This window comes from Chryseobacterium sp. MA9 (genome assembly GCF_024399315.1).
In the GTDB taxonomy this organism is placed as follows: domain Bacteria; phylum Bacteroidota; class Bacteroidia; order Flavobacteriales; family Weeksellaceae; genus Chryseobacterium.
Window position 1 is genome coordinate 2,779,785 of sequence record NZ_CP075170.1, and the last position, 12,680, is coordinate 2,792,464.

General features: G+C 31.8%; 13 protein-coding genes, 7 tRNA genes and 1 other RNA gene. 7 read left to right on the forward strand and 14 right to left on the reverse strand.

The annotated features are described in order from the left end of the window. Window positions 1–69 precede the first annotated feature (69 nt). The 12 genes from KIK00_RS12595 to rpsU all read right to left on the reverse strand — a co-directional run bounded on the left by KIK00_RS12595 (window position 70) and on the right by rpsU (window position 4,802). Window positions 70–1,434 carry an ATP-binding protein gene (locus tag KIK00_RS12595; protein ID WP_255812747.1) on the reverse strand — a complete coding sequence of 455 codons (1,365 nt, stop codon included), beginning with the start codon at window positions 1,432–1,434 and terminating at the stop codon, window positions 70–72. Then, window positions 1,435–2,115: a response regulator transcription factor gene (locus KIK00_RS12600; protein WP_047379264.1), complete on the reverse strand. Its 681-nt coding sequence runs from the start codon at window positions 2,113–2,115 to the stop codon at window positions 1,435–1,437. A 258-nt stretch (window positions 2,116–2,373) separates the two neighbouring features. Continuing rightward, window positions 2,374–2,445, reverse strand: a tRNA-Thr gene (locus KIK00_RS12605). Window positions 2,446–2,485: 40 nt separating this feature from the next. Continuing rightward, window positions 2,486–2,558, reverse strand: a tRNA-Gly gene (locus KIK00_RS12610). Window positions 2,559–2,643: 85 nt separating this feature from the next. Continuing rightward, window positions 2,644–2,724, reverse strand: a tRNA-Tyr gene (locus KIK00_RS12615). 20 nt (window positions 2,725–2,744) lie between these two features. Then, window positions 2,745–2,818: transfer RNA gene (locus KIK00_RS12620), tRNA-Thr, on the reverse strand. 89 nt (window positions 2,819–2,907) lie between these two features. Continuing rightward, window positions 2,908–2,980 (reverse strand) — tRNA-Gly (locus tag KIK00_RS12625). 89 nt (window positions 2,981–3,069) lie between these two features. Beyond that, a tRNA-Tyr gene (locus tag KIK00_RS12630) sits at window positions 3,070–3,150 on the reverse strand. A gap of 18 nt (window positions 3,151–3,168) precedes the next feature. Further along, window positions 3,169–3,242 (reverse strand) — tRNA-Thr (locus KIK00_RS12635). A gap of 109 nt (window positions 3,243–3,351) precedes the next feature. Further along, window positions 3,352–3,642, reverse strand: a complete 291-nt coding sequence (locus tag KIK00_RS12640) for an HPF/RaiA family ribosome-associated protein (protein WP_047386085.1) — start codon at window positions 3,640–3,642, stop codon at window positions 3,352–3,354. Beyond that, window positions 3,639–4,526, reverse strand: coding sequence for a tyrosine-type recombinase/integrase (locus KIK00_RS12645; RefSeq protein ID WP_255816671.1), 888 nt, complete (start codon window positions 4,524–4,526; stop codon window positions 3,639–3,641). Before KIK00_RS12645 ends, KIK00_RS12640 begins: the two co-directional genes overlap by 4 nt. A 78-nt stretch (window positions 4,527–4,604) precedes the next feature. Continuing rightward, the gene (rpsU, locus tag KIK00_RS12650) at window positions 4,605–4,802 is read right to left on the reverse strand and encodes a 30S ribosomal protein S21 (protein WP_047379266.1); all 198 of its coding nucleotides are present in this window, start codon (window positions 4,800–4,802) and stop codon (window positions 4,605–4,607) included. A 270-nt stretch (window positions 4,803–5,072) separates the two neighbouring features. On the opposite strand from rpsU, the gene ssrA reads away from it, so the two are divergent. The 7 genes from ssrA to KIK00_RS12685 all read left to right on the forward strand — a co-directional run bounded on the left by ssrA (window position 5,073) and on the right by KIK00_RS12685 (window position 10,134). Next, window positions 5,073–5,471: a transfer-messenger RNA gene (gene ssrA / locus KIK00_RS12655) on the forward strand. Window positions 5,472–6,334: 863 nt separating this feature from the next. Next, the gene (locus KIK00_RS12660; RefSeq protein ID WP_255812748.1) at window positions 6,335–6,679 is read left to right on the forward strand and encodes a hypothetical protein; all 345 of its coding nucleotides are present in this window, start codon (window positions 6,335–6,337) and stop codon (window positions 6,677–6,679) included. Next, complete coding sequence (locus KIK00_RS12665; RefSeq protein WP_255812750.1) at window positions 6,672–7,949, forward strand: hypothetical protein; 1,278 nt, start codon at window positions 6,672–6,674, stop codon at window positions 7,947–7,949. The genes KIK00_RS12660 and KIK00_RS12665 overlap by 8 nt, the downstream gene beginning before the upstream one ends. A gap of 415 nt (window positions 7,950–8,364) precedes the next feature. Continuing rightward, window positions 8,365–8,574 carry a hypothetical protein gene (locus KIK00_RS12670; RefSeq protein ID WP_255812751.1) on the forward strand — a complete coding sequence of 70 codons (210 nt, stop codon included), beginning with the start codon at window positions 8,365–8,367 and terminating at the stop codon, window positions 8,572–8,574. Window positions 8,575–8,658: 84 nt separating this feature from the next. Next, window positions 8,659–9,039: a hypothetical protein gene (locus KIK00_RS12675; protein WP_255812752.1), complete on the forward strand. Its 381-nt coding sequence runs from the start codon at window positions 8,659–8,661 to the stop codon at window positions 9,037–9,039. A 28-nt stretch (window positions 9,040–9,067) separates the two neighbouring features. Continuing rightward, window positions 9,068–9,388: a hypothetical protein gene (locus KIK00_RS12680; protein WP_255812753.1), complete on the forward strand. Its 321-nt coding sequence runs from the start codon at window positions 9,068–9,070 to the stop codon at window positions 9,386–9,388. 269 nt (window positions 9,389–9,657) lie between these two features. Beyond that, window positions 9,658–10,134 (forward strand): hypothetical protein, encoded by a 477-nt coding sequence (locus KIK00_RS12685; RefSeq protein WP_255812754.1) that lies wholly within the window; start codon window positions 9,658–9,660, stop codon window positions 10,132–10,134. Window positions 10,135–10,231: 97 nt separating this feature from the next. Here the strand turns inward: KIK00_RS12685 and dcm are convergent, their stop codons facing one another. Both dcm and KIK00_RS12695 read right to left on the reverse strand, forming a co-directional pair. Next, window positions 10,232–11,809: a DNA (cytosine-5-)-methyltransferase gene (dcm, locus tag KIK00_RS12690; protein ID WP_255812755.1), complete on the reverse strand. Its 1,578-nt coding sequence runs from the start codon at window positions 11,807–11,809 to the stop codon at window positions 10,232–10,234. A 4-nt stretch (window positions 11,810–11,813) separates the two neighbouring features. Further along, entirely contained in the window at window positions 11,814–12,647 is an 834-nt protein-coding gene (locus KIK00_RS12695) for a TdeIII family type II restriction endonuclease (protein WP_255812757.1), read from the reverse strand. Between the last annotated feature and the right edge of the window lie 33 nt (window positions 12,648–12,680).

Here is a 12,680-nt window from a genome sequence, read left to right on the forward strand (position 1 = left end):
CTATCAAAAATTTAATCCTGAGTTTAACAAAAAAAAGCAACTGCTTTTGAGGTCAGTTGCTTTTGAATATTATTTCTTAAAAATTAAAGTGAATTTATTAATATATTCCTGAGGAGAGGAGTAGATGATATCGGCGTCATGGTATTCCAGAATTCTTTTGACAATCCTAAGACCTAGGCCCGATCCCGCAATATTCTGGGCATTATTTCCTCTTGTAAAAGCTTCAAACAGTTTGGTCTGCTCATCTTCGGAAATAGTATTTCCATGGGAAATAACTTCTACATAAAGGTTATCATTCGTTTCGGTGATCAAGACATTCACTTCCGTATTGTCAGAATAAACCGCCGCATTCTTAAAGAGATTAATAAAGACAATGACCAATAGTGATTGAATTCCTTTTATCATGAGAAAAGCATTTTCGGAACTGTCTTCATTAATCAGGAAATCAAGCTTAAGCTGTGGATAACTTTTCTCTACTGCTTCAAAAGCTTCAAAGATGACTTCATCAATCCTTACTTCCTCATAAATACTCTGAATATTTTCTTTGTCAAATTTAGTAAGCAGCAAAAGCGAATTCGTCAAATCCGACAACTGGTACACGTCCCGCTGAATCTGCTGTAAAGAAGACAGAGTTTCCGGAGAATGTTCTTCAAATTTGATAAGATTCTCCAGCTGAAATGCCATTCTTGTAATAGGTGTTCTGATCTCGTGGGAAGCACTTGCGGTGAAATCCTTTTGTGACTGAAATACATCATCCAGCCTTCCGATCATTGTATTAAATGATTTTGCCAGCACACTGACTTCATCATTAGACTGCTCAACAGGAATCTGGGTTGTAAGTTTATGGGCCGTTACTTCAGAAATTTCCTTGTTCAGATCTTCCAGCGGACGCAGAAACTTTTCCACAAAATAATAACTGAAAAAACCAATAAGAAGAGTACTCATGGCATAAGCCGTGATCAAAAGATATTTAAGATAACCCAACTTCGATTTTCCATTGGTATCAAAGGCGCTGGTAAGGATATAATAGTCTTCACCATTAATAGTTCTGAGTGCAGCATAGATTTCCGGAACTGTTCTTTCCGTATAGATAATCTTCTTTTTATCCAGTTCTTTAAGCATTGCACTGTCCCAGGTGACATTCCGGTCCTTGATTGTACTGTAGATCAACTCTTTTTTCTCATTGAAAATTAAAATCTTTTCATTCAAAAGAATGTTATCTGAATTTTCATTGAAGAAAACCGGAGCCTCCTCCTCAAAGTCTTTGGATTTTGAGATGAAATGGGAAGTAAATTCAAGCCTCTGCCTGAAACGTTCTTTAAACTCATCCCTTCTGAAGTCATTAAAAGATAAATAAATGACCGCCATTACCATTCCAAAAAGTAATGAAAAGGCGATACTGATTGTTAATGCTATCTTTCTTTTTAAAGACATTTATAATGGGCTAAGGTAATATCCGAAACCTGAACGGGTATGGATCAGTTTTATTTTAAAATCTTTATCAATCTTTTTCCTCAGGAAATTGATATAAACTTCTACTGTATTGGTATTCGTGTTAAAATTGTGTTCCCAGACATGTTCTGTGATCTGCTGTTTTGAAACTGTTCTTCCCTGCGCCTCCGCAAGATAAACCAGCAGCTGAAATTCTTTTAACGTAAGGGTAATTTCATTTCCTCCACGATAGACTTTCTGCTCGGTTTTGTTGATAATAAGATCATCAATTCTAAGAATATCCTGGTCTGAATTATCGGAAGGTGCTTTTCTTCTCAGCAGCGAGTTCATTCTTAAAAGAAGTTCTTCAAACTGAAAAGGCTTTACCAGATAATCATCGGCCAGCCTGGTGAAGGCATCTTTTTTATCAGAGATATCTCCATAGGCAGAAATGATAATAATCGGCGTATTCTTATCAAAGGAACGGATGGTCTGGCAGACATCAAGTCCATTTATTTTAGGAACATTGATGTCCAGCAAATACAGTTCGTAAGTATTATTTTTTATCTGGCGGAGGAAAGTTTCTCCGTCATAGATCTTATCACAGTTAAAATTATTTGATTCTAAAAATCGGCAAAGCTCTGCAGACAGAATGAGATCATCTTCTAATAAAAGAATATTCATCAAAATTTATTTTACACGAATTTAACGAAAATTTTATGATTGTGATTCTAAAGATGAAGTAAAAATTTCCAAGGCATCACAGTACACTATCCATAATAGATGAAAAGTGACCTGAAGAAAAAATGAGATGGAATCAATTGATGATTTTGTTTAAGCACGTGTTTAACTATAAAACTTCTTCAGTGACAAAATCACTTCATACTTAATTTCAAAAAGCAGGGATAAAAAAAATTCCCGAAGAAATTCGGGAAAATCGAGAGCCAACTACGGGACTTGAACCCGTGACCTCTTCCTTACCAAGGAAGCACTCTACCGCTGAGCTAAGTCGGCATCAACTAAAAAAATCACACTAAGTAGCGTGATTTTTTTGAGCGGAAGACGGGGGTCGAACCCGCGACATTCAGCTTGGAAGGCTGACGCTCTACCAACTGAGCTACTTCCGCAATTTTGTTTCCAAAACTATTGGTAAACGCTGTGCAAAACTAAAAAAACTTATTTAATTTTGCAAGTTTTTTATAATATAAAATGTGGGGAGAGCAGGATTCGAACCTACGAAGCCGAAGCAACTGAGTTACAGTCAGTCCCATTTAGCCACTCTGGAATCTCCCCAGATATTTTATATTAAAATGAGCCTCCAGAGGGATTCGAACCCACGACCCCGAGATTACAAATCACGTGCTCTGGCCAACTGAGCTATGGAGGCATTTTAATAAAAGACTGAAATGGATCGAGAAACTCTACTCTACAGATTTCAGTGTTAAAAAAAATCACCCTTATCAGGGTATTTTTTTGAGCGGAAGACGGGGGTCGAACCCGCGACATTCAGCTTGGAAGGCTGACGCTCTACCAACTGAGCTACTTCCGCAATTTTGTTTCCAAAACTATTGGTAAACGCTGTGCAAAACTAAGAAAACTTATTTAATCTTGCAAGTTTTTTTTTATAAAAATATAAAGTGGGGAGAGCAGGATTCGAACCTACGAAGCCGAAGCAACTGAGTTACAGTCAGTCCCATTTAGCCACTCTGGAATCTCCCCAAAAGTTTATATTTTATGAGCCTCCAGAGGGATTCGAACCCACGACCCCGAGATTACAAATCACGTGCTCTGGCCAACTGAGCTATGGAGGCAAATATAAAAAAGAATTCAAAAGATCGCTGTTCCTTTTTTGCGAGTGCAAATATAGAACGGATTTTTTGAATTCTCAAATTTTTTATAAACTTTTTTTAACTTTTTTTCCTACGCCATTTCTTTTTTCTTGATTAATAGCTTTTTAGCAGTATCAACGCAAAGGTCCAGACTTTCTTCAAAACTTGCAGATGTCTTTTTTACTACAATATCATCTCCCGGAACCGCCAGAATAAGTTCAGTTGTTTTGTTCACTTTATCAGCGTTATTTTCTACTTTCAAAAACACCTTACACTCCTGAATCTTGTCATAGAAGGTATCTAATTTACTTACTTTTTTGTCAATGTGTGACTCTAGTGGTTCGTGTGGAGTTAAACCAATTGATTGTACTGAAATCTTCATAATTCTTCTTTTTTTGAAGCTCGAGGGTGAGCCTGATTAAACACTTTTTTCAATTGTTCAATATTAGCATTCGTATAGACCTGAGTACTGGCAAGACTGGAATGCCCTAATATTTTTTTCACTTTGGAGATCTCCGCCCCATTATCCAACACGTGAGTAGCAAAGCTATGACGGAGGATGTGAGGACTTTTTTTTTCTTTCGTTGTTATAAGACTAAGGTACTTATTAACTACCACATAAACAAATTTTTCATTGAGTTTTTTCCCCTTCTTATTTACAAAAAAATATGATTTAAATTCTGTCTGTGGATTTCTTATTTCCAGATAACTTTTAAGAAGTTCAGACAGTTCATTGGAAACAGGAATTACCCTTTCTTTATTTCCTTTTCCTATTACTTTTAATTCATTTTCATATAAATCAACATGCTCAAATATCAGGCCACAAAGTTCCGCTTTACGCATACCTGTCTGATAAAGAACTTCCATAATACATCTTTCAAGCACATCATGCAGTTGTTCGAAAACTCTTTCGTTAAGATCCATCATTTCCTCTTTAGACATAGGAATCTGTTTTTCAGCATAAAACTTCAGGGAAGAAATCCCTTCAGTGGGAGAAACTTTAATTTCACCTAATTTTAAAAGAAAAAGATAAAAACTACGAAGAGAAGATAATTTCCTGTTGATACTTCTTTTGGAAATATTATTTTCACTTAATTCAACAATGAAATTTCTGATGATTTTTTTGTCTGCTTTAGCCAGATTGTCAGAAGACTCTGTTCTGAGAAAGAAATAGGAGAAGTCTTCAAGGTCTTTTTTGTAGCTTGTAACTGTATGAGGAGAGTACCTTTTTTCGAATTGTAAGTATTCTAAAAACTTTTCCAGCATCATGGGTATAAAAATAAAAATTCACTCCTCAAATATAAGAATTTAAGAAGTGAATTAATATATGGTTAAGAAAAAATCTTAAGCCTGCTCTTCTTTGCTAAGTGCTCTTTGTTTGTAAGCAGCTTTTAACCTTGATTGTCTCAAAGTTACAGAAGGCTTGATAAACGCTTGTCTAGATCTTAATTGACGAACTGTACCTGTTTTATCAAATTTTCTCTTGTATTTTTTTAAAGCTCTGTCGATGGATTCACCATCTTTTACTGGAATTATTAACATATTTTACATCTCATTTTGGATTGCAAAACTAGACAATTTTTCTTACATCACAAAATATATTACTACAAAGAATCACTCTCATATCTAATGACCTTTAAAAAACCTAGCATTAAAGGCATTTAACACATAATAATATTTTTATCCACAATGACTAAATATTCAAATCTTAGCAGTTTCAAATTATTCATTTCACGACCTGTTCTCATTAAAAAACGCCCATATTAATGAAATATAAACAAAAAGCATTATCTTTGCATTCACTTTATTCATGGGGTTGACTGGTTTCGACAGCAAGACCAATGGGTAAGTAAGCATGCAGAGAACCGTGGCGCGATCTCTTTAATCCCTTGCTACAAAACTTTAACTGGCAACGAAGAGTTCGCTCTTGCAGCTTAATATCGAAGTATAGTAGATCAAGCGTTTTCCTGAAGATAGTAAGGAAGCAAGATATCTCACAAATGCTCTGTTCTGCGGCGTTTGATCCTGAGATATAGGAATGCAGGAATAAGATTTTAGACGCTTCGGCTAAAATTCGAAAATTATAGAAGATAAGCTGGAAGTTGAGTGTCTGCCCTCTGCCTTCAGTCGAAAACCAATGGTAGAATAAGCATGTAGAAATCTTATGTATTGCTTGTTTGGACGAGGGTTCGAATCCCTCCAACTCCACTTTTTAATCTAAAGAGAATTTGTAAATTATTGAATTTTAAATAATTACATTTTCTCTTTTTTGTTTTGTATCCAAAATTGTATCCGAAAACTAAATTTGGTAATTATTTGATCTAATTAAACCTCATTTAATCTATTTGAATAAACCTCAATTATAAAGCTTTATAAGGATGTAAAGATACAAACTATAGAAATGATTTCAAATAAATTAGTACCATTTTAGATATATAGAATATATAAGGAGCTAGATTTTCAACAATGGAATTTTAGCTCTTTTTTAATGTTTTTATTTATTGCGAAAATAATCAATTCCATTTTTAGGAATGTATCGCCCCTCTGTTTTAATACATTTAATCTTTTGATTGCTTTTTCAATATAAACAATGAATAATCAATCACCTATATAAAATGGCATCTATATGGTTTATGAAGTTGTAAAGCTTCTCTGAAAAAATATCTAAAAAATGTTTAGGTTACTAAATGGTAAGTAAAAATAATGCCTTAAATTTAAAAGACAGGGGGATATAGGGAAAAACGTCTTTTCGGGGTGTACCTTAGACTAACATAGGTACTGTATTAATACATTTATTAAGAATAATATAATTCCTTAAAAACAAGCTACTAAAAGATGGAAAAAAATACGACAAGATTTGACGTACTATGGGAATAATTTTGAAAAAAAATAATCACACTTGAATAAACAGTGAATTTAGGCAGAATGTGTATATTTGTTTAAAACAATAATAACCTCTTCTTTTCAATATGCAATTTATAAAGATATCTAGTAATACTGAGTGTAGTTGCTTAAATGATTCTTATGCTGATTTAACAAATATGTTTGTTAGAAAAGTGAGAAAAGCTCCCGACATGAAGGATGCAGACTTTAAAAATCATTTTGAAAGAGATAAAACTCCCGAAACAAATACATGTGATGAAATTTGCGGGTTTCATGGAGTTTCAATTGAGATTTGGAACGATAGCAGTTCCAAAGCTTTATTAGAGAAATATCTCTACACTGCAGGAATAAGCCCAAAACATAAAAATAATCTATCTGTTTTCAAATTAAAAGAAAATGCAGGGTTAGTAAAACACACTCCACATCAAGTAGAATTCAATGAATATCATTATGATTTTTATAAAGAAGACTCTTTCACTGTTGATCGTTTAGAACTAATTGAAATGATCCCCTTAATACCAAATCAAGATGCTTAACTTAACTAGTACTCAGCTAACAAATTCTGAATTGCCTGTAATAACAGACAACTATAGTGTTTTGCATTTTGATGAATATCCTATCTTATTCACAGGGACAAACAAATATGGAAATAAAATTATTGGATCGTTTTGTGATGAAGACGATGAAACTAACACTTTAATTTATTTTACAATAATAGTTAGCGATAAGGATTTTAGTAATTTTTATAAAAAGAAAATATCTTATAGAGAATTAATACTTAATTCTAACGAAATTTTTATACTTGAGAAAAATTATAATAATAAAATCCTTAAATCTTATTTTGTACCTATATCAGACATACCATTAGATTATATCCCATTAGAATCATCATTTATTCCAGATAAATATATAGTGTCTGAATCTTTAAGTTATTCTTTTAGTTTAAAAGGAAAGTTAGCTGATTTCCATAAAGCATTAGTAGATGACATTAATAGCATAAATTCAAAAATATATGATTATTTAAATGAAAGCTTGCAAACATTAAATATATTCGGAATCACATCAAAAGTTTTTTCACAGCCTTCTAACACAGGAAGTTATAGATTAAATTTTGATATTAATTTTATACCCAACCCTCAACTTAATTTTTTTGAGGTAGATAAGGACAAAGTGACTGAATTTATAAATCAATACCTTAACTATATTTCCCAAACGTTACCACATGAGAAAGAGGATTTTTTAAATAATCACACCGAAGAATCGGAGGATTTTTCAATAATCCAAAATAGCTTTAAGGAAATATTTCATAGCTCTCATCAAGAACCTGTATCAACAGTTTCTGATATACTAATTGATAGTATTAATAACGTGGCGGAGAAATTATCTGATGTGAGTGAATTTATGAAGTCAAATGACAGCTTCAATTCTATAGAAGTAGGCATAATTAACCAAGGTCAATTTTTAAGCAATGGTACTATTGACAGTAATTATAAATCTATTGTTGATTCAAAACTTTTATCAACAGATACAACTGATGAAGAAATAAAAGTAGTTTCTGACGAAACTCCCCAAAATTATAGAATATTAGTTTTTAGAATAAATAGTGAAACAGGAAAAGGAGGCGCAAGACTTTATCCTGATTCTTCTGAAAAACACCATAAAATAGCACTAACAGTACATACAAATAAAAAAGATTTAGCTAATTCGATTTTCACTGAAAGTCTTTACGAAGATAAGGTTGTTGATGTGATGGGAATTGCTACATCAATTGATGGAGTATATAAAAAAATAGAATGTTATTTATAGTTTTATACAAAAAAATAACATCAAATTTATAAATTAAATATTATTGAAAAATAGCAACTTATTTAATAAATTGAAAAGCGACAACAATTACATATTAATAATTTTATGATATTTGCATACAATTGTAATTAAAAATGGTTTAATTATTGATATAAACAGATTTATCCAAAAAAGCTTATAAGCTATTTTAGATGAACATCAACGGAAAATAAAAGTGTAAAACTTTTGCTTTTGTCTTGTGAATCGGCAAAATTCTTAATACTACAAAATGCAAACAGTTTAGCGCACTTGTCATATAGGCAAGTGGCTTATCCTGTTTTTATGTAGTATAGGCTTTGCCGAGCCTTCAAGACTAAAAGCAAGTGAGAACCACTTGCTTTTTCGTTGCTCAAAATCAAACAAAATTTATAAAAATATGAGCAACACAAATGAGGGCGGATGCTTACCCGTATTAGCATTTATTCTTTATGCAGTCGTTATTATTGGTTCAGGAGTTCTTTCATGGAATTGGACTGAGCCACAATCTTTTCTCGGAGCAATCGGATTTATGATTGTCTGGGGAATTCTTTCTTACATAGGACACTTTATTCTCATTGGAATTATCGCATTATTATCTGAAAAATAAGTAATTATGAAAAAAGTTTACTTATTAATGGCTTTTTGTGTAGTAGTTAGCTGTAAAAAACGAGACACTTGGGATAATGTTTATATGAACTCCGATTCCATTAGCACAGATACGACTTATCAGGCTTCTACACCTGTTTTTAATGATTCTACAAGCATTATTCAAGATACAGTGTCAATTACGTCAACAAAACCCAAATACGCTATTATATGGGCTATTATAGCCCCAAATAGTGATTCTGTACTTACTAAAGAGAATATGTCTCGCTATCAAAGTATTGGAAGTGATGTTATTGAAATGACAGACGTTAGCGAAGATTCGAAGTACAAAAAAATGGACGAATTCGAGAAAACACTCTATAAGGACGGTGCTGTTCCAACAGGAATGAATATCAGAAAAAGAAAGATTCTCGTATTTGACAGCTATGCCGAAGCATCAAAACAAAGAGAAGAATTTATCAAATAGACATTATTAACAATCAAAAATAATTACAATGAAAAAATTAATTTTTACTTTATTATTGGCAGTGCCAACATTTTACTTCGCGCAGGAAGAAAAACCGAAAGAATCACCAACCGCTAAAGAGTGTGATTTACCGAAAGATTTCAAAGAGCCAATCAAAAATAACAGATTAAAGAAATTTGTTGCTATTGACAACGGAGTTGATGAAAAAGAGGTAATTATTATCCGAGCACAAAATGGCTTTGGAAGTGGGATTTATACAGCTTGCGTAAAAGGACAGCCAATCCAATATCAAAAGATGGGAACAGTTTTTATGCGTGAAGGGAAAAATCCTTTTAACAATGCAAAATGATATTGCAGTTTCAGAGAGCATGTATTCTACCATTTGAATTTAAACAGTACAGCATTTGGGATGATGTATCACTTATTTTGATATTGTTTGCTTTTCTTACTTTTTACATTAGCTTTTCTTATTATTTATTACTTATTTTAAAAACAGCGGTTAGAAGAATAAAGAATTTTATTCTATAACAAAAATTACATTAACCAAGCTTTTTACGGTTTTCCACATTGTAATAATAAAAAAACTACTTAAATTGTTTTTAAAATTCTTAATTTAATATGAAATCAATTTTAATTAATGGTGCTAGTCACGCAGGAAAATCCGAAACCGCAAAAGAGGTTTGCATACAGCTAAAACCAACAAAAGTTTATAAACTTTCTGCCGTTGTTGCAAATCTAAAAGATAGTACTTTGCAAGAATCAAGTGTTCAGAATATTTTTAATAATACATTTATCATACAAGTTAAAAATAAGTGGATATTGATTGTAGCGGGTTCACCAACTGAACAAGAAATACAAATTTCAATCTTAATAAAAATATGCATTGAGATAAATATCAATATTTCTTTTGCTCTTGTATTTATGAGATTATTTGAAAGATTAGAAGACTTTGACACAAAAAGGGAATTATCAGAAATGAGTGATATTATTCATTCAGAAACAATTTACAGAATAAATAATAACAACTTCAAAGATACAATTGAGTGGAAAGAAAGAATAGATCGCATCGTTAAACTTATTAATCAGAATATTTAAGATAATAAAAAACAGGCTTAATTAAGCCTGCTTTTTATTTTAAACAAATTCTAAACTTTAAATGTTTTTTTAATTAGACATTATATAAAAGTCGTTATTAACAAACATTTCTTGCGCTACCTAATAATTGATTTTCATGGGTATTTACAGAATTAGACTTCAATTTGACCGATGATAAATCACTATTAATATCAAAAACTCCAGTTTCAACTATTGCTTTAGCTAAAGCATCTATTACAGGCACCGAAACACTATTCCCAATTAATTTCATCCACCTTGCCCTATTTTCAGGAAGAAGAAAATCCGAAGGAAACCCTTGAATCAAGCAAGCCTCTTCTTTAGTAATTCTACGATAATTTTTATTCTTAAAAACTTCGTTGATAAACAAATCTTTGTGTTCATCTTGATTTTTTGCTCGGATAACTTCTGTTGTTACATAATCATTAGTGTCACTAGCCACTAAAGTTGGAAATATATTCGATGTTGGCAAGAAAATTCGATTAATCCCATATAATCCTGTACTGATCTTGGTATTCTTAAAATCATAACGTACTTCAATAGGAACTAACATCCCTTTTTCAATCATTAAAGGTATTGTTTTGGATAGAGATATTTTTTTTAATTTTAACTCTCTATTTGTTTTTAAATCATCGACAATGAGAATATTACCTGGACAATTGTTAATTATAACTTTTTCATTTTCAGTTAATTCCAAATCTAAATTTCCATTTATTGAATAAGAATAATTAACTTTTTTGAAAATACCCAAATCCACTAAACTTTCAATTTCATTTTTTTTTATGGATGGATCAAGAGATTGAAAGTGTTTTAATGATAGAGGATTACCATCAAGATTACCATAAGCACTTTTGCGTCTATTTTTCAACAGTAAATAACAAATTGACTTTTGTCTTTCCGTTGTTTCTAAAATATCCCAAGAATGAATTGTCGAATGACCATTTCTTAAGTCATTAAATAAGAAATAATCATTTAAACCATTACTGGTTGACAAGCTCATAGTTTTTTGTGGTACAATTTCCCCAAATAAATCTTTATATACTTCTTCTTTTTTATCGATAAGCTGTTCATTGAAATCAGATAAAATAGAAGCTAGTTTTATTTTTTTTTGTAATGGTTTAGGTAGAACAAATTTATTTGCAAATTTCTTATTTTTAAATCCAATAATGTAAATTCTTACTCTATTTTGAGGAACACCATAATCAAAAGAATTCAATACATAATAATTCGCATGATAACCAGCCTCTTTTATCCTCTCTAAAATATATTTTAATGCTTCTTTATTTCTTGGATCAACCAAGCCTTTTACATTTTCAAAAATAAAAGCATCTGGCTTCGATTGATGTAGTAAGAAAATCGTATCATTCCATAACTGTCCTCTATCGTCATCAAAACCCAAATTTCTTCCAGCTATTGACCAACTTTGACAAGGCACACCAGCAGTTAATAAATTATGCTTTGGTAGTTGTTTAATCTTCCTGATATCCCCTAAATTATTCTCAATAGGTTCATCTGAATTCCTACAATAAGTTTCAATTGCATCTTTATCTATTTCACTAAAGCCTAAACATTCACCCCCATTATTATCCAATGCCATTCGAAAACCTCCAATTCCTGAAAATAAATCTATAAAACTAAACTTTATTTCTTTCTTCATAATCTTATTTCAACAAATTTTGTTCTGACTGTTGAGGTGGTTCTATTTCCAAATAATCACGATAAATTATTTCTTTATAATTACTTCCTAATTTATTTACTTCAGTAATAAAAGTTTCATATGTACCATCTCCCCCTATAAGATCCCAAAATTCATTTCCAATTAAAACAGATTCATCTGTATGCATATTAAACCATCTCATTGGAAACGCCCATTTATAATCTTCTTTTTTTCCATATGGATTATAGACCAGCGCATAGTAAGCATAATCCACCTGTTTTGGATTCATAGCCAACAGCTTCAATAGCTTTTCTTTGCTAACTTTAGTCTGGTCACTATTTGGAAGAGGAGCTTTTAATTCAAAAGCATATTTAGTATCTGTCTCGGTATTATGTATGAATATATCACAGGTTACACTGACTGGAATTGGATCACCTCCCCCTTGTCTAACATACGCAAGTTCTTTTATCCAATCTGGTTTTGTTTTAGCTACACCTTTTTTATGTTCTAAGTTATTAAGAACCTCTTGAATTCTCCTTAAACTTTCAGCACCTACTACACCATTAACAGTGTGCCCCATTGAACAATGTCCATGATTTTCATTAGCAACAACTTGAGCTAGCTTTTCCCAAACTCCTCCAAAAGGAGTTACAAATCTTCTCTCAAAATGAGAACCTTTGAATATTTCATCAGGCACTAATGCTGCATAAAGAGGCTTTGCTGCATGATGTGATTCTTTTATAAATGGATCTTTTACAAGCACATTCTGCATTACTTTATCCATCATAGTAGAGACTACTTTTTTAATTCCTTCACCAACTCGTTTTTGCTTATCCATAAATTTTCACGTTAATACATTTGTCTGCGAATT

What these genes read in the sequence shown, in the direction of transcription:
- KIK00_RS12670 (WP_255812751.1), top strand. Translation starts at nt 8,365, where the DNA reads ATGAGCAACACAAATGAGGGCGGATGCTTACCCGTATTAGCATTTATT.
- KIK00_RS12695 (WP_255812757.1), bottom strand. Translation starts at nt 12,647, where the DNA reads ATGGATAAGCAAAAACGAGTTGGTGAAGGAATTAAAAAAGTAGTCTCT.
- KIK00_RS12660 (WP_255812748.1), top strand. Translation starts at nt 6,335, where the DNA reads ATGAAGGATGCAGACTTTAAAAATCATTTTGAAAGAGATAAAACTCCC.
- KIK00_RS12595 (WP_255812747.1), bottom strand. Translation starts at nt 1,434, where the DNA reads ATGTCTTTAAAAAGAAAGATAGCATTAACAATCAGTATCGCCTTTTCA.
- KIK00_RS12675 (WP_255812752.1), top strand. Translation starts at nt 8,659, where the DNA reads ATGAACTCCGATTCCATTAGCACAGATACGACTTATCAGGCTTCTACA.
- KIK00_RS12665 (WP_255812750.1), top strand. Translation starts at nt 6,672, where the DNA reads ATGCTTAACTTAACTAGTACTCAGCTAACAAATTCTGAATTGCCTGTA.
- KIK00_RS12680 (WP_255812753.1), top strand. Translation starts at nt 9,068, where the DNA reads ATGAAAAAATTAATTTTTACTTTATTATTGGCAGTGCCAACATTTTAC.
- dcm (WP_255812755.1), bottom strand. Translation starts at nt 11,809, where the DNA reads ATGAAGAAAGAAATAAAGTTTAGTTTTATAGATTTATTTTCAGGAATT.
- rpsU (WP_047379266.1), bottom strand. Translation starts at nt 4,802, where the DNA reads ATGTTAATAATTCCAGTAAAAGATGGTGAATCCATCGACAGAGCTTTA.
- KIK00_RS12640 (WP_047386085.1), bottom strand. Translation starts at nt 3,642, where the DNA reads ATGAAGATTTCAGTACAATCAATTGGTTTAACTCCACACGAACCACTA.
- KIK00_RS12685 (WP_255812754.1), top strand. Translation starts at nt 9,658, where the DNA reads ATGAAATCAATTTTAATTAATGGTGCTAGTCACGCAGGAAAATCCGAA.
- KIK00_RS12600 (WP_047379264.1), bottom strand. Translation starts at nt 2,115, where the DNA reads ATGAATATTCTTTTATTAGAAGATGATCTCATTCTGTCTGCAGAGCTT.
- KIK00_RS12645 (WP_255816671.1), bottom strand. Translation starts at nt 4,526, where the DNA reads ATGCTGGAAAAGTTTTTAGAATACTTACAATTCGAAAAAAGGTACTCT.